This is a genomic window from Desulfosarcina widdelii, assembly GCF_009688965.1.
In the GTDB taxonomy this organism is placed as follows: domain Bacteria; phylum Desulfobacterota; class Desulfobacteria; order Desulfobacterales; family Desulfosarcinaceae; genus Desulfosarcina; species Desulfosarcina widdelii.
Map to the genome: position 1 here is coordinate 5,584,264 of NZ_AP021875.1, position 14,743 is coordinate 5,599,006.

The window sequence follows — 14,743 nt, forward strand, 5'->3', positions numbered from 1 at the left end:
GGATATAATGTCGGTTCAGATAAACACCGGGTCCGTCAGGATGGGTACCAGAGAAACGGTCTCCTCCCCGACCTGATCGAGGTTGGCCTGTTCCCGGGCCAGCAGCGCACAGCGTACTGCGTCGATAATGTGGTCGTTGCCCTTGGAATAGATAACCCGGCCGTCACGCAACGTGTAGGTGTGGGTGGTAAATTGGTCCTCCAATTCCAGATCCTCCGCCGGCAAGACGATCTGCCGACGCTGGAGCGCTCCGTTGATGAGGCTGGTCATGAACTCCTTGGTCCGCTTTCTTATCTCTTTTCCATCGCGCACGGCCAGGGTTGTCATCCCTCCGAAATCGTAGCCGCGCAATCGGCCTTCCAACAGGAGGTCTTTGTATTTGTCCAGGGTGTGAAGCTCCTGCACCACGGCCAGACCGTTGCCGCCGTTGTCCACTCCGATGCCCGTGGCGGTGTAATATCGGTCCAGTAGCGCGATGGTCTGGGCGATGTGCGGGTAGGCCACGTGTTTCATATGAACACGCAGGACGAGTTTAATGATTCTGCGCTCGCCCAGTTCCAGCTCCTGGAACACGACGAGTTCGGTCGGATCGTTGGTATAGCCAAGGTCGCCGCCGATCCAGAACACGCCTGTCTGGGGTACAAGGTTGAGTTGCGCCTCCAGCCGGTCGTGCGATTCTTCTTCGGTATCGCAACCACTCAGCTCTTCACCCGTGACAACCACTTTCTGATATTCCAGAAGTTCCTGGCGGCAGAAATTCAGATATTCAATGTTGAAGGCCGCATACGACGGCTTGCCGTGTTCGCCGGCCACTTCATGCTGCCACCCGGCGCTGTCCCGGCCACCATAAAACTCCAACAGTTCCGCTTCACGTTCCTCAGACCATATTGGGTTGAGCCAGGAGGGCCAGCGAAACACCTTAAACTGCGTCGAGGTGGTCAGACGATAGTATGTGCTGTTCCGCATCCCGTTCGGTGTGGAATAGATTCGCAGCTTACCTCCGGATTTCAAACACTGGCGCAGCGCCTTCCATGCCCGCTCCGTGAGCCAGGCCCCTTCGTCCACCCAGACGCGTTCGACGTGAAGCGAGCGGAAAGCGTCGCCGTATGCTCCGGCCGGGCGAAAATAGAGAATCGCGCCGTTGGTGAATTCGAGCCGGAAGTATGGTTTACGGTGGATCTTGGGCTTGCCGTATTTGGTCAGAGCGATGCTGGCCATGAGATCCGGATTGGCCTCCAGTTGAAACTCGATCTCCTCGGCAATGCTGTCGAGATGCCCCTGGTGCGGTGCGGCGATCAATCCCTGGCCGCCGCGGGTGGTAAAGGCGAAGTGGAGCGCATCGGTAGAGAGCACGATGCTGTTGTGAACGATAATGTCGTTGGCCACGAAATTGTGGTATTCCGGGACGGACAGGTCGAAGGTTGGTTGCTGTCCGGCAAATTCAATTTCAGATACCTGGTCCCAATGGATGTCAGCAGCGGCCATTTCAAACAGCTCGTTGTCCATAGTATTTTCGGCGTATGCTAAAACCGTGGCTCGCATGGGTGAGTAACTATTCAGCCGGATACGTCGGTTTGGAGATCCGGTTATCTGCACAGTGGAAACCCCGCCTTTCTTCAACCTGTTAATACGTGGAGCCACAAGCCCGGCGGGGATACGGTCATGCGCATTCATTGGATTGCCTGGCTGCTGCAAGGCGAATTCTTCAAGACACGCCCCTTTGATTCCTGTCATTCCGATGTTTCGTATGAAGCGATCCATATGGGACCAGGACCGAATTTCCACGTTCCAATAAGGTTTGCCTCCTACATCCCTCGATCTGAGCGAAGAAACGATTCCAAACCTCAGGAGAAGGTGCTTGATGCCCTCGGCCAACTCAAATGAAGCAGAACAGTAACCAATCTCAGACGATCCCTGCCGGGCGTTATGGTACCAGCCATCACAGGCAAATAGTCGCGACAAAAAAAGGGAGATCTGCCGAAGTGAAGAGGAAAAAACAATTGTCGGAATTTTCTTCTGGGCACTTGTTTTTCCCATCAGGCCATGCCTTTTCAGCCACCTGATGCATTGATTCTTCACTCCGGTCTGGCAGGTCGAAACCCTGTATCGATACCTTCCCGACGGCACAACGAACAACTCCGGAAATACCGCTTCGGCGCTGGCCCTGAACTCGTCAACCAAAACAGGATCTTCCTTGGTGAAGACTGCCGCACCATAACCAATCCCGCCGTCTGCAATGAAAAACGCCAGCAGTTTCAACTCATCATCGTTGATGCTGTCATTTTCCTCCACCTGAGTATGAATCCGGGAAGGAACAGCAATCCAATGGCCAGGTTCAAGAACACCAAGCGTCTTCCAGCCCTTATCGGTAAGGAAAGGGTGGTTTGAAGTCGCGACGACCGTTCTCCCCAGCTTTGTCGTCAATCGCCAACATGATTTTTCTCCGTTTGAAAGAATCCGGTAGGAAGAACTGATGTGTAATTTCTGATCAGGCCCCAAAACTGATATGTCCCGCCCAGAGGTCAACATATCCAACCTAATGCGTTCTCCAGTGGAACAGTCGGTAACCAGTGTTTCACCGCTCAAGCACTTGCCGACGTCACGTCCATCCAGGTGGATAATGTTCTTGTCCGGGCAAAGCAGGTCCTCCACCTGGTGCGGCCAGTATGTTCTTCGGCTACCGTCGCGATTGCCCAGGTATGCCTGACCCCAGAGCACGGGATCGGCCAGAGTCTGAGCCAGCTTGCGGTCCTTGGCGGATATCCGCGCCATCAGGTCAACCTATCCATAAAAAAAGCCCACGGTACCGTTTCAGCTAATATGGCCAAGGAAGCTGCTAAAATCGCAACTACGATGACCCGCAATATAAGCTCCAATTCCTTTTTCACGAATGCCGTCCTCGCACTGTAAATATTTGTACATTCTTTAAGTAACCTGTGAATACGCCTTGACTTCCTTCGCACACGAAGCCTGTATGTGGATGTGTAATAACATTGAAAATCAATGTGTTATAGAAATTTACAAACAATAACGGAGACAAGCCATGCACCGCAGGACCAGCAATAAAGACGCCCAGAAGGCATATCGAAAAAAACAGGAAGAGATCACAAACCTGATGGTCAACATCCAGAGAAAGCTGAGACGGCATGCCGGGGAATCCGTTCATTGGGGTCACGTTGGCGACCTTGGTCATGTTGAAGAGCTGCTTGGCCAGATCGATGAGTTCCTTGGATAAATCAACATCAACAAAAAAGGAGGCACTATTATGATGGAATCTACACTGCATGAGGCCGCGGAGGCCTACATCGAACATCTGAGGTCCCAGGGTAAGACAGAGCGTACGCTTTATACCTACAACAAGGATCTCCAACAGATCGAAGCCTTCTTCGGTGCTGAGCGAAAGCTCACCAGCATCCTCGTTCCCCACGTTGGGAAATTCTTCAAATCCGATGCGCTCCTGAAAATGCCAAACGGAAAGGAACGGGCCAAGCCCACGGTGGATAAGACCAAGCGCGTGCTGCGCATGTTTCTTATCTGGGCCAAAGAGACCGGTCGCATCGATAAACTGCCTCTGCCCAAGGGAACTCGCATGGGCCGGAGCGTAAAGAAAGGAGACAAGAATAATGACGAACACAGCCGACAGTCCGCTCCGACTCCTGCCCAGGCCTGAGCCTTTCGAGCAGGCGGTGGAAGCCTTCAGTAGAAAGCTCGCCGCCGAAGGGCGCTCGCCGAACACAATCAGCGCATACCTGCGAGACCTGAAATGCTTCGCCGGGGTGCTGATAGCCAGGCATCCCGGAGTGACCATCAGCCAGGTAACGCCAGGCATGATGGACGATGCGCTGACGGCACCGGCGGTTTTGCGCACCGTTTCAAGCACTCCTCGCTCACCGGCTTCACTCCACCGCTTTAAAGCGGCGGTCAGGTCCTTCTTCACCTGGCTGGAGGAGACCGGCCAAGCCTCGGAGAATCCCGCCAGGTTAGTAAGGCTGGGCAGGCTTCCACGCAATCCGCCGGTTTTTCTCACGGAAGCGGAAAAACGCCGCTTGCTCAAGGAACTCCGCGGCCGCTCAAACGTGATAGCTCGACGGGACCGGGTCATTATCGAGCTGTTCCTCGGCACCGGTATCCGGCTGCAGGAGCTTGTCGACCTGGACATCGATGACGTTGACCTTGACACTAAGCATTTGCACGTCCGCGCTAAGGGCGATGTTCCACAGGTGAAATTCTTGAAGTCCAAGATTCGCTCCCTCTTACGCGGTTACCTGAAAGAACGCCGCCATCAGGGCGATGGGGAATGCCAGGCGCTGTTCCTCTCCAACCGCGGGACACGCCTTTCTCCGGGGCAGGTGGCCAACCGTGTCAAACACTGGCTGACCAAGGCCGGCATCGATAAGGGCATTAGCCCGCACGGGCTGCGGCATACTTTCGCCACCCACCTGTATGCGGCCACCTCCGATCTGCTCGTGGTCAAGCGCGCGCTCGGACACCAGGACATTTCGACCACCGAGATCTACACTCACCTGGTGGACAATGCCTTGGAGGAAGCCATCGAACGGCTTTGAGCCGCAAAGAGGTCCGGGAGCCATGCGGTCCTTCGGGGCCGCATTACTGTTCGGGGCGATGAAACCTATTCCAACAGTCATCTCACAGTCCTCCTGCATGAACACATTCCTGATGATGAATCGCCTGCCTTCCTTGCGATGGATCGGTGGAGAAAGAATGATTGACGAATATTTCCTCCGAGTGCGCTTTAATGGATAGGACCAGATCCGCCACTTGCTCAGCAAGTACATCTTGGTCCTTCACGCCACCGTCCAGGCGGAAGACTCTCCAGTCGATCCGTGAAAGTGGCGGGTGTTTGGCCGCTGAATAATTGGAAAGAATAAGGGTTATCCTCAATTCCACAGCCGGCGGTCGCTGCAAGTCCCCGTGTTTCCGGGGTCGTCTTTTCCTGGGGCCTGGTGTTATCCTCAATCATTTTTGCGTTTTCTTTTTCTTGGTTGATTTTTTGGCCGGTTCCTTTTGTGACTCGGCCAGTGTTTCCAGCAAGGTGGTGGCCCATTCAGCCGGAGAGGTCTTAGGCCCTTTGGGATCTTCACCCTCACGGGCGATCTTGGTCGTCTTGAGGTCCTTCATGTGGCAACGAATCATACGGTCCAGACTTTCGGCGGCCTGGGTGTTGCCTTCTATCTGGGCGCGCACCAGCTTGACCGAGTAGACACCCACCAACTCCACCTGAAGAAAGTCGCTGGACTTGTTGAACTGGAAGTCCTGGTGCAGGCGCTCGATGATCATATCGAACATTTGCTTTTCATCAGGGGTCAGGCATTTGCTGGCGAAGATAGTCGTCCTGATTGATGGTGTCTATCCGCTCGACAGAACCGCCTTCTTCGTTTTCAAAGCGGTCGTTCAATGAACAGGAGCAAAGTCGGTAATCCCGCATCCCGGCTTTTTGTGCCTCGATGATCGTGGCGACCTTGTGTTCGACCACCCGGGCGATGAACGTGTTGCGCTGGGCACGTTCGGGTTTGAACTTCGGTAAGCGGCGGAGCAGGTCGAAGACCATCTCCTGCTCCAAGTCCTGGCGGTCCGATTCGGTGAACCCAACCCGTCCAACCAGTTGTCTTGCCTTGTACTTAATGATCCGGACGGCATAGTCGTCTATGCCCTGATAGCGATTTTCGTAACCCATTTGAGCCTCCTCGGGGCCGAGGAGGAGCTCGTGTGGGTGCCGACATTCGCCGGGAGAGACGCTTTACCTGTGACTTGCGGAGGTGTTGCGAGTTCGCCGGTTCTGGCGACACCCACAACGACCTCCGCTCTGCGGCCAGTCTGTTGTCTGGTGACCTTGTTTTTGGTTTCGAGCCCTATGCCCGAACCGTTTTTTTTACACTCATTCGGAAGGGGAGCCCGTGCTTGACATCCAGGCTCAACACCGTTCCGTTCCCCAGGTAGTCGAGCTGCGCGAAAAGCTGGGTGGCCTGGGATTTCAAGGCGAAGTCTTCGACCGATACCTCTTGTCTCGGGCCGTTTTCTCCACCAAACTTGATCTCACGAACCACTTGCGGAGGCGGATCAAAACTCGGTTCACCGTCGCGCACGGTCAGCTCTTCGATCCGCCCGAAATTGATTTCCTGCATCAGCTCCAAAAGGCGTCTCCGCCCTGGAGACAGCGATGCCTTTGTTGCCACTTTGGTCATGCCGAACCTCCTCTGCTGAAGACCTCCCGGAAGACAGGTCCGGCATGCTTTGTCCGGGTGAGGTCATGAACGTTTTTCTGTTCACCAGACCTGTCACCCTTCTTTGGCGAAATTTCGTTGGGACTCTCGATGGAGGCAGACTGAAGAATGGGAAGGCTGGCTAATTACTCAGGAAAACAGGGGGATAAGGGAATTAGAGGAGGGAAATTTTTCTTAACTTTTTTTGCCACCCCCCGGTGAAATTTCGTTGGCTTCGTTGATTTCACCGGGATCGGGCACAAAAAAAGCCGCCCGCGAAGGTCGGCTCATGTGTCAGTTTAATATTTGGTTTCGTTCAGGCTGAAGTGAAGCGGAACATGGCCCGTTGCTCATCCCAGTCCGTGGGGAAGGTTTTGGTCAATTTGGCAAGCGACAGACCGGCCGGCTCCTCACCGTTGAGGATTGCCTCAACGATGTCGGGGGCGAGTGTGGACAGCTTCAGGATGCGGGCCACATAGGAGTTGTCCACATCCAGGTTCATCGCGAGATCACTAATGGATTTTACTTCACCGCTCTCGATCACCTCTGCCCAGGATGACGCCCGGGCCAGGGCCTGCACGATGGCGGTCTGTACGGGTCCCGGACTGTCGGGAATATCGCCGTCAAGGGACTTGGGAGCGATAATGACCTTCCGTCCGCGCATCCGGCGGATCAACATTGGAATATGGATATGCAGATTGCCGTTCTCGGTAACAGTGATGGTCGGTTGTATGTTCATTTAACGTTCCTCCGTTCCTTGACTTCACACGCCAGTCCGGTCAGCTCGGTGATAAGGCTCGTCAAGCCGTTGGTTTTCAGTTCCATATCGATGCCGGTTTCCCTGATTTTTACACTCTCTACCAGCAATCGCACAAGCCGGTTACGCTCCAAGGGAAACAGGTCCTCCCAGAAAATCTCGATGCTCTCGAAAGCTTCCGACACATCCCGTTCCGTTACCTGATCGCTTTCGAACACCCGCAATCCGGCCGACACGTTTGCCAGATGTCGGGTCAGGGTTACCGCGCGCTGGTTGATCGTGGCCAGTTTTTCCTCCCGATCGGGTTCGTTTCCATCCGGCGACATCAATTCAAGTGCCCGTTTGCGGACCAGTGTAAGATCTTCTTCAAGTTGCTCTTTCTGTTTCGTCAGCCTGTCCCGTTCGGCTTCTTCCATCTCCTTGGCCGCGAAGTAGGTTTTGGCCACCAGCGTCGGAGTTCGGAATACAGCGCCCAGTTGTTCGAGCACAGCCTTCTCGATATCCCCTGCGGGGACCCGTTTCAACGGACAGCGGCTGACAGCCCGCTTGACGTCCTTCTCGCAGATGTAGTAGGTGTAGCGCCGTTCGCCTTTTTGGGTGTAGGTCGGTCCCATCGAGCAGTCACAATGACCGCAACGAATCACTCCCTGCAGCGGTGAGATCATCTTGCTCCGGGCTTTGGTTTGCTTGGCCCTGGTATTTTCAGATAGAATCGACTGGACCTTGTCCCACAATTCCTTGTCGACGATGGCCTGATGCTCTCCGGGATAGCTATTCCCTTTGTGGACCACTTCGCCGTTGTAGATCCGGTTACCAAGTAAACGGTAGATGTGACCGGTATTCCATTCGGTCCCTTTCCGTTCTTTTCCTTTCTTCGTGGTCCATGACTTGGTTTTGTATCCCTGTTCATTGAGCTCTTGGGCCAGCTTTCTGGCCGATGCCAGCTGTGTGAATCGCCGGAAGATGTGCTGAACCAGGGGTGCTTCGTCCGCGTTGGTCAGCAGCTTCTTGTTTTCCCGATCCACGTCGTATCCGAGTATGGCCGGGCCGCCGCAGTATTTGCCCCGCCGCTTCGCCGCCGCCACCTTATCCCTGATACGCTCGGCGATGACCTCACGCTCGTATTGCGCAAAGGTTATCAGGATGCCGAGAAACATCCGGCCTGTCGGGTCGGTGGTGTTGAAGTGCTCGGTAACCGAGACGAAATTGATACCCTTCTCATTGAACAGATCTACCATTTTCATGAAGTCGAGCAACGAACGTGAAAGGCGGTCGATTTTGTAAACCACGATTACATCCACTTTCCCGTCGTCCACGTCATCGAGGAGCCGCTTTAGCGCCGGACGTTCCATGTTGCCGCCGGAGAATCCACCATCGTCATAGCGGTCCGGCAACCCCTGCCAACCCTGCATTCGTTGGCTTTCGATATACGATTCTGAAGCCTCCCGCTGGGCGTCCAGCGAATTGAATTCCTGCTCCAGGCCCTCCTCATGACTTTTGCGGGTATAGATGGCGCAGCGCAGCGGCTTATTCCTGGTGGATGTTGTGTTGGTGTTATCGAGCATTCTTGCCACCTCCGTTCTTTTTGCCATAACTTTTTTTCAGGCCGAAAAAGACCTTCCCGTTCCAGCGGGTGCCGGTGATTTCCCGAGCCACCGCGCTGAGTGACCGAAAAATCCGGCCGTCGTATTCAAAGCCCTTTTCCAGTGCGGTGACCTCGTATCGACGGTCATTCCAGACCCGCACGAACCGTGTTCCCGGCAGGATGTTTTCATTGGATTTGCGCTCCTCGGATACCTTGCCCTCGACCGTGGCCACCGCATCATCCAGGGCGATTTGCCGCAGACGTGTCTTGGCTGTTTCCGACAGGCCACCGTAAAAGAGCTCCTGGATGCGATAGGCCAGGCGCTTGATGAGGAACTGCTTTTTGTAGCGGGGCGGGTCGCTGCCATAGAGGTCGATCCATTTCTCGCGAAGTTCCTCCAGCGTCAGAGTCTGGAGGGTTGCCAGTTGCCGCAGGACGGAATTCCGGGTCCTTTCATCATTTCCCCCGTTGCGGGCTGTTTCTTGTAAGTCATTCATATACAACTCCTTATCTAAGGTTTCGGACGCGTTTGTTATGAATGAATGCTCGTTTCCCGCAACTAATCAAGTCCTTCTCCGGTTGTTCCGGAAGATTCTTCGATATCCTCCAAGTTATTACTGGAAATTGCTTTGCGGACCTTTGAGCGCAATACGGCAACCGCCAGAATTGAGGCGATGACATCCAGCCTGTTGCCAGGCGAAAGTCTCTTTGGATCAGGCTGTACACCTGCTTCGAAAGGTATGGGGCTGGTAGTTTCAAAGGATATATCGGCATCCAACATTGGTTCCTCCGGCGAATGTGACCGGGTTGTCGGTGTGGATGCCGGAATACCGTCATGCGGTTGGGATGCGTGGTTGCCGGCACCCACAACCGCCTGAGCTCTGCTCCCGGTCAGCTGTCTGGTTTCTAACTGCTCGTCCGGGCGCGATGCCCGGCTCTGTCAGTGGTTACATACCGAGAGCCTTCCCCGACTGTCGGAAATCCGGTTCTATGAGACTTCTTGACCTGATAGGCATCAGGGTGTATGTTAATGTTTTATGCGGCCCAATGGGCCTTTTCCTCTTTCTGAAAAACGGAACGAGCCATGGGCAAGAGTAAAACGGGTAAAATCACACCGCTTCAGCGGGACACCCTTAATGAGATATGTCGCTACGTGGATGCGAAGGGCTATCCGCCGACGGTGAAGGAACTGAGCGTAATTTTCGGCATCAGCCATTCAAGCGTGCATGAGCGCATTAACCAACTTGTTCGAAAGGGATACTTAAAGCGTGAAGGCGGCAGGGCACGCGGCCTGACCGTGGCCAAACGGCCAAAGGATATGGCTGCCGACCTGGTGGCGGTGGCCGTCGTCAGGACAATCTCAGCGAATGAGCCCGTCCTGGCCAAGGAGAACATCATCGGCGAAGTTCTGGTCGACGCCGCCACTGTCAAATCCGGAGAATTTTTCGCGCTCCGCGTTTCCGGTGACAGCATGACGGGGGCAGGGATAAACGACGGCGACCTGATTATTGTGAGACGTCAGCAGCTTGCGGAAAACGGAGACATCGTCGTGGCTGTGCTGAATGGAGAAACCACCGTGAAACGGTTGAGGCTTGAGGATAGACGAATCGAACTCGTTCCGGAGAATCCAGGTCTGGCACCGGTTAAAGTCAGGCCGAAGGATGATTTGCGGATAATGGGTAAAGTTGTGGGCCGGAAACATAAATGAGAGCGCCCTATGAAGGAAGACTGACAAACTTAAGGTAGGAGACGACAATGGCAACTTTCAATCTGCGCCGCTTTTCGAAGCCGGGAATGCTCCGGAGAATTGATCCGGAGCACCTGATCGCATTTCTTGAACCCCATGCGGACTATTTTTCAGATCGCGGTGTGGAGTTGCCATCGACTGATAACGGAGACGAGCTGGACTACAAAGCGCTGAGCCAGGCTCTACTCAATCCGAATGCGTCCACCCCGGATGACCTGGCCGAGGCTTTATATTACGTGAACGAGATGTCCACTCAGGAAGGATTCGATTCCCTCCAGGAGGCCATTGCCGATACTGACTTGGACGTGGTGATCGGCGAGAACGCCGCCCACGCCGATCTGGCGATCCAGGTTTGGATGCAGGACCGAGAACTCGTGGAACGTCTTCACGCCGAACAATTCCTCTTCAGACCTCGTTCATTTGAATATTTTAGAACCAACAACGGTTCCGTCCCGGAATTTAAAATACCTCCAGCCGAAACGATACGGGCGGTGGAGGCCGAGTTGGACGAATGGTTCGCTAAAAAGCGCCGGGGTAAGCATTCAAAGGTCTATGTGTTTCCCAAAGAGGATTACACGTGGTTTCTGGTGCGCCACGGCAAACCTTATGCCCGTGAGTCCGTGATCGAGGCCGGTGAGTCCTCTGCGCAGTATTTCCGTCCGGAAAAGTTCGATGTCATCGTGTATAACCCGGTCCATGGTGAAATTCGGATGAACGCCGAAACCAAGGGCGAAAAGGAGCTCTATCGCACCAAGTTCGGCAAGTATTTCTTTGGTGATAGTGAGTTTTTCAACGGCAAGAGCAAATTCACACTCGAACCGCTAAGGGAGATCGGCGAAGATTCCATCCTTTGCGATGACATCGACGGTATGGAATGGGTGCGTCTCAAGGAATATCAAATATACCACGGCGGAACCCAGAAAGATGTGGAGATCAGGAAGGCCGAGGATATCTTCGCTTCTCTACGCCAGCGGGAACGGTCGATGCCTCGAAGCGGCACCATTAGCAAGGCCAGCTTCCTCATCAAGTTCAAAGACTCCAAGAATGCCAGAACGGTGAAACTTAGTTCAGCCAACCGGGCGCAGTTCAAGCGGGACGATGACGCTGAAATCATTGAACAGTGGATGACCAACAGGGGGTTTATTGTCATGAATTCGGAGGGTGGCGGTGACTGAGTGTTTGCTCTGGCAATACATGGAAGATCTGCCCGGGCAGTCAGCTCCCCTGGTCGAGTGGCACCAGCATCTTGACGGGTGGCCGGGGTTTCATAGTTTTCAAAGCCGCTATCTCAAATTGACCCGGAATCATGCAACGGCCGTGGATTGCGCGACGCAATGCGGTCTGGGGTGCCCGCGTAAGGTGGTGACGCACGCCCCCAACGACATCGTGGCCGTCTGTCCGGAGCGGGAGGAAAAGCCATACCCACTCAAGCGGCAGGACACGCTCATCTATTCTGTGAATCGACCAGCCCTGCACAAGGATATCTGTTCAGCGTTGGGAATCGATCACCGCGAAAGCAAGGTTGACGGCTGCCGGCACACCTGGTGTATAGGCGATTACATACCAGCTGCTGGCTATGTTTTTCCGGTTTTTATCTCGTTTCAAAAGGAGTCAGATGAAATTGTTGAGGTTGTTCGTACTCTCTGTTTGAATCAGTCAAATTCATTCGCTTTGATCATTTCCACACGACGCTCTTTTACTCCGGAAGCTGAAAATATGTTGAATCGGCACGGATCGCTCTTGCTTACCTTGGGTGAAGAATTGCTCTTTTCAAACAAAGGCAAGCTCCAGGCTGTGCGCCAGGTATCGGATGTCTTTGCTATATTTCAAGTGGATACTCCTTCGCTCACGCCTACGAAAAAATTTGCTACGCCAAGAGGAACGAAATGGTCTGACATTCAAATCCGTTTCCTGGAAAGCCCGACGGTTTATATGAAAAAGCAGAATATTTATGTAAGCACTTCGATTAGAGTAACCGTTGGAAATGTTGACAGGGTCATAAGTTGTGAAGAAGCTGGGATGGCCCGGAAAGACAACAAGATGCCCAAAGACCAATGGATTCTCCTTTATGGTTTTGCCAAGCAAAAAGGGCGGTTGGACTGGAGTAGCGACCATCCACCAGAGCAGGTTGTTAAACAAAAACAGGGACTCTCTAAATCCTTAAAACGATTCTTCGATCTTGACGGAAGTCCAATTGATGATTGGGATAAAGAAGAGCAGTGTTATCGCTGTCGCTTTCGAATCCTGCCCGAAAGTGATGAAAATTATTGATGTTCCCTGCCTGGAAATCCATATTAATCCCACTTCTCAAGTCCTGCGAGGGACTTTTGGTTCGAAAATTCGGGTGCTTTATCACACCACAGGCCGTGTTTTCATAACTCCCCAAACAGGCCGATTGACTTAAGTTATTGATATAAAAAAGATTGACTAATCGGACGAGCTTCAGACTTCGTCCTGAGAAAACAGAGAATCCGGGTCGAGCAGAGAATGAAAGGCTAAAGAATGATGAAAATGTGTCGGCTGGAGAGAGGTCTGGCGTCGATGTGAAAACCGCCCAAACCCTTTGAAAACAAGGGGAAATAAAAAACCCGTCACCCAGGAGTTTGACCCCAGAGAGACGGGTTGTCTTTTTCAAAATGGTGGAGGCGGCGGGAGTCGAATCCGCGGTAGAGATTTTGCTGTCCGTCTAAAAAACGTATAAATCCAAGTAATTATTAAATAACATTTCAACTTTCTGTCTGACCAAAGCCCGTATAAGTTCATCGAAGTCCAGCGAAATTCAGCCAATTTGGTGAAAGTTTGGTGAAAGTAGCTGGATTTGTAACGCAAACTTTTACCTGACAAAATAGTCTAAATTCAAGGCTCACCCTTATGGGGTGGGCCTTTTTTATGGCCAAATTCAGAAATCTATACCTGGTCGAATTGGACCCACAGCAGTCCAAATATAAAAATAAAAATTGGAGGGAACAATGGAACCACTGTTAATCGACCTTACAAAAACACAGCGTGACCTATTTGAATATCAACCGGACCATCACCACAAAGACTCCAACAATTTTCAGATAACACATGCAAAGCTATTGCACCCAGCCATCGATTTTAAACCGGAAGGCATGGTCATCGGCTTTAGTATTTTGGTCGAAGGTGAGGACGGAGCGGAAGAACGAAATATTCACATAGTTTGCGATGACCAAGGATTTCGGATGGAAGCAACCAATCATGTTCTTTTCCTTGGTAAACAGAAATATCTCTTGAAAGACACTATTTCGCCGCCCTTAGTTAACGACAGATGGGTTTTGGAAAAAATGGTGAGCAATTTAAGCAGTCCTGCTTATCCAAGCGATATTTTCGAAACAATCAAATTGACCATCCAACGATACGCCGATCTACAAGATGACGGGCACTACGGGTTAATTGCGGTCTGGGCTATATCCTCCTATTTCACGCACCTCTTCCCGGCATTCCCATTTCTGCTATTTTTCGGCCCGAAGGAGTCGGGTAAATCAAAAGTATTGGAAATTATAAACTTAATGGCCTTCAATCCGGTCAAAGTCAAAACTATTTCCGAAGCCGCTTTATGCGACACTACAGACGGCTTGCGAGGTACGGTGCTGATCGACCAGGCAGAAGCGCTACCATTTAATATGGTCGGCTTGCTCGCTGATTCATACAAAAAGGCGGGAGCCAAGCGGCGTATCATCGGGCACAGGGATGGAAAGCGAGTAATCAGGGAATATTCGGGATATGGCCCGAAGGCGTTTGCGACTACGAAAGCATTGGATCCAGATTTAAAGGATCGCTGCTGCCAAATCCTTATGCAGAGGTCGGTCAAGCCTCTGCCTGATATTTTTGGGTATGAGCCGGAGTGGGCGGCAATTCGGGACATGTGCTACCGTTTTCTTCTTCTAAAATGGCACGACGTTCAGTCAGCGTACATGCAAATACCCTTTACCGGCAACCGCAAGGGTGAGCTGTGGAGGCCATTAGAATCCATTTTGCGTGTCCTCAAGGTCCCCCAACGGGAATTTGAATACATCAAGCGCGCATTTGAACAAGGTACCGAAAAAACAAAAGATCGGCTATCGGATGTCGAGGAAGCACTATTTGATGTGCTCCTGGACCAGGCTCGGCATAACCAAAAATTCGAGATGACCACACACGACCTTGTTGATAAACTAAAAATGCAACTTGATAGAAGGGAATGCCCGACACCACAAGGTCTGGGCAATCTAATCGCGATATATAATCTGGCCGATGACAAGAAAAAACGGACGCGGCAAAAATTGGTCCATTATCTTTTCAGCGCCGACAGAGTGAAAGATCTTGCCAGCCGATACCTTGATTAAAAAGATAGACGGCAACGGTGGAATCAGGAAAATCAAATGGAACCACTTATACCATGCTGATGGTTCCACCTTAACGCTCTGTAATAT

16 protein-coding genes are annotated in these 14,743 nt (G+C 52.5%); 7 read left to right on the forward strand and 9 right to left on the reverse strand.

Annotation, left to right across the window (positions count from 1 at the left end):
- Nucleotides 1–15 precede the first annotated feature (15 nt).
- Entirely contained in the window at nucleotides 16–2,772 is a 2,757-nt protein-coding gene (locus tag GN111_RS33565; protein ID WP_155306473.1) for an LAGLIDADG family homing endonuclease, read from the reverse strand.
- A gap of 271 nt (nucleotides 2,773–3,043) precedes the next feature.
- Here GN111_RS33565 and GN111_RS25575 point away from each other — a divergent pair, with 271 nt between their 5' ends.
- The 3 genes from GN111_RS25575 to GN111_RS25585 are packed head-to-tail and all read left to right on the forward strand — an operon-like array spanning nucleotide 3,044 to nucleotide 4,565.
- Nucleotides 3,044–3,235 carry a hypothetical protein gene (locus GN111_RS25575; protein ID WP_155306474.1) on the forward strand — a complete coding sequence of 64 codons (192 nt, stop codon included), beginning with the start codon at nucleotides 3,044–3,046 and terminating at the stop codon, nucleotides 3,233–3,235.
- Nucleotides 3,236–3,265: 30 nt separating this feature from the next.
- The gene (locus GN111_RS25580; RefSeq protein WP_155306475.1) at nucleotides 3,266–3,670 is read left to right on the forward strand and encodes a hypothetical protein; all 405 of its coding nucleotides are present in this window, start codon (nucleotides 3,266–3,268) and stop codon (nucleotides 3,668–3,670) included.
- Nucleotides 3,624–4,565: a tyrosine-type recombinase/integrase gene (locus tag GN111_RS25585; RefSeq protein WP_155306476.1), complete on the forward strand. Its 942-nt coding sequence runs from the start codon at nucleotides 3,624–3,626 to the stop codon at nucleotides 4,563–4,565. Before GN111_RS25580 ends, GN111_RS25585 begins: the two co-directional genes overlap by 47 nt.
- Nucleotides 4,566–4,647: 82 nt before the next feature.
- Here GN111_RS25585 and GN111_RS25590 read toward each other — a convergent pair whose 3' ends face one another.
- The 8 genes from GN111_RS25590 to GN111_RS25625 all read right to left on the reverse strand — a co-directional run bounded on the left by GN111_RS25590 (nucleotide 4,648) and on the right by GN111_RS25625 (nucleotide 9,344).
- Entirely contained in the window at nucleotides 4,648–4,926 is a 279-nt protein-coding gene (locus tag GN111_RS25590) for a hypothetical protein (RefSeq protein ID WP_155306477.1), read from the reverse strand.
- Between the two features lie 51 nt (nucleotides 4,927–4,977).
- Entirely contained in the window at nucleotides 4,978–5,307 is a 330-nt protein-coding gene (locus GN111_RS25595; protein ID WP_231715558.1) for a hypothetical protein, read from the reverse strand.
- 10 nt (nucleotides 5,308–5,317) lie between these two features.
- Complete coding sequence (locus GN111_RS25600) at nucleotides 5,318–5,695, reverse strand: sigma factor (RefSeq protein WP_155306478.1); 378 nt, start codon at nucleotides 5,693–5,695, stop codon at nucleotides 5,318–5,320.
- A gap of 175 nt (nucleotides 5,696–5,870) precedes the next feature.
- Nucleotides 5,871–6,203 (reverse strand): hypothetical protein, encoded by a 333-nt coding sequence (locus GN111_RS25605; RefSeq protein ID WP_155306479.1) that lies wholly within the window; start codon nucleotides 6,201–6,203, stop codon nucleotides 5,871–5,873.
- A gap of 334 nt (nucleotides 6,204–6,537) precedes the next feature.
- On the reverse strand, nucleotides 6,538–6,960 hold the full coding sequence (locus GN111_RS25610; RefSeq protein ID WP_155306480.1) for a hypothetical protein: 423 nt from the start codon (nucleotides 6,958–6,960) through the stop codon (nucleotides 6,538–6,540).
- Nucleotides 6,957–8,543, reverse strand: a complete 1,587-nt coding sequence (locus tag GN111_RS25615; protein ID WP_155306481.1) for a recombinase family protein — start codon at nucleotides 8,541–8,543, stop codon at nucleotides 6,957–6,959. The genes GN111_RS25610 and GN111_RS25615 overlap by 4 nt, the downstream gene beginning before the upstream one ends.
- A complete protein-coding gene (locus GN111_RS25620; protein WP_155306482.1) occupies nucleotides 8,533–9,060 on the reverse strand; it encodes a DUF2924 domain-containing protein in 528 nt (175 codons plus the stop codon). The genes GN111_RS25615 and GN111_RS25620 overlap by 11 nt, the downstream gene beginning before the upstream one ends.
- A gap of 62 nt (nucleotides 9,061–9,122) precedes the next feature.
- Entirely contained in the window at nucleotides 9,123–9,344 is a 222-nt protein-coding gene (locus GN111_RS25625; RefSeq protein ID WP_155306483.1) for a hypothetical protein, read from the reverse strand.
- Nucleotides 9,345–9,647: 303 nt separating this feature from the next.
- Between GN111_RS25625 and lexA the strand changes: the two genes are divergently transcribed.
- From lexA to GN111_RS25645, 4 genes are all read left to right on the forward strand, one after another.
- Complete coding sequence (lexA, locus tag GN111_RS25630) at nucleotides 9,648–10,271, forward strand: transcriptional repressor LexA (RefSeq protein WP_155306484.1); 624 nt, start codon at nucleotides 9,648–9,650, stop codon at nucleotides 10,269–10,271.
- A 47-nt stretch (nucleotides 10,272–10,318) separates the two neighbouring features.
- Nucleotides 10,319–11,485 (forward strand): hypothetical protein, encoded by a 1,167-nt coding sequence (locus GN111_RS25635; protein ID WP_155306485.1) that lies wholly within the window; start codon nucleotides 10,319–10,321, stop codon nucleotides 11,483–11,485.
- 19 nt (nucleotides 11,486–11,504) lie between these two features.
- The gene (locus GN111_RS25640) at nucleotides 11,505–12,581 is read left to right on the forward strand and encodes a hypothetical protein (protein ID WP_155306486.1); all 1,077 of its coding nucleotides are present in this window, start codon (nucleotides 11,505–11,507) and stop codon (nucleotides 12,579–12,581) included.
- 698 nt (nucleotides 12,582–13,279) lie between these two features.
- On the forward strand, nucleotides 13,280–14,656 hold the full coding sequence (locus GN111_RS25645) for a hypothetical protein (RefSeq protein WP_155306487.1): 1,377 nt from the start codon (nucleotides 13,280–13,282) through the stop codon (nucleotides 14,654–14,656).
- Nucleotides 14,657–14,743: the final 87 nt, after the last annotated feature.

What these genes read in the sequence shown, in the direction of transcription:
- GN111_RS25635 (WP_155306485.1), top strand. Translation starts at nt 10,319, where the DNA reads ATGGCAACTTTCAATCTGCGCCGCTTTTCGAAGCCGGGAATGCTCCGG.
- GN111_RS25580 (WP_155306475.1), top strand. Translation starts at nt 3,266, where the DNA reads ATGATGGAATCTACACTGCATGAGGCCGCGGAGGCCTACATCGAACAT.
- lexA (WP_155306484.1), top strand. Translation starts at nt 9,648, where the DNA reads ATGGGCAAGAGTAAAACGGGTAAAATCACACCGCTTCAGCGGGACACC.
- GN111_RS25605 (WP_155306479.1), bottom strand. Translation starts at nt 6,203, where the DNA reads ATGACCAAAGTGGCAACAAAGGCATCGCTGTCTCCAGGGCGGAGACGC.
- GN111_RS25645 (WP_155306487.1), top strand. Translation starts at nt 13,280, where the DNA reads ATGGAACCACTGTTAATCGACCTTACAAAAACACAGCGTGACCTATTT.
- GN111_RS25575 (WP_155306474.1), top strand. Translation starts at nt 3,044, where the DNA reads ATGCACCGCAGGACCAGCAATAAAGACGCCCAGAAGGCATATCGAAAA.
- GN111_RS33565 (WP_155306473.1), bottom strand. Translation starts at nt 2,772, where the DNA reads ATGGCGCGGATATCCGCCAAGGACCGCAAGCTGGCTCAGACTCTGGCC.
- GN111_RS25595 (WP_231715558.1), bottom strand. Translation starts at nt 5,307, where the DNA reads ATGTTCGATATGATCATCGAGCGCCTGCACCAGGACTTCCAGTTCAAC.
- GN111_RS25585 (WP_155306476.1), top strand. Translation starts at nt 3,624, where the DNA reads ATGACGAACACAGCCGACAGTCCGCTCCGACTCCTGCCCAGGCCTGAG.
- GN111_RS25620 (WP_155306482.1), bottom strand. Translation starts at nt 9,060, where the DNA reads ATGAATGACTTACAAGAAACAGCCCGCAACGGGGGAAATGATGAAAGG.
- GN111_RS25610 (WP_155306480.1), bottom strand. Translation starts at nt 6,960, where the DNA reads ATGAACATACAACCGACCATCACTGTTACCGAGAACGGCAATCTGCAT.
- GN111_RS25615 (WP_155306481.1), bottom strand. Translation starts at nt 8,543, where the DNA reads ATGCTCGATAACACCAACACAACATCCACCAGGAATAAGCCGCTGCGC.
- GN111_RS25600 (WP_155306478.1), bottom strand. Translation starts at nt 5,695, where the DNA reads ATGGGTTACGAAAATCGCTATCAGGGCATAGACGACTATGCCGTCCGG.
- GN111_RS25625 (WP_155306483.1), bottom strand. Translation starts at nt 9,344, where the DNA reads ATGTTGGATGCCGATATATCCTTTGAAACTACCAGCCCCATACCTTTC.
- GN111_RS25640 (WP_155306486.1), top strand. Translation starts at nt 11,505, where the DNA reads ATGGAAGATCTGCCCGGGCAGTCAGCTCCCCTGGTCGAGTGGCACCAG.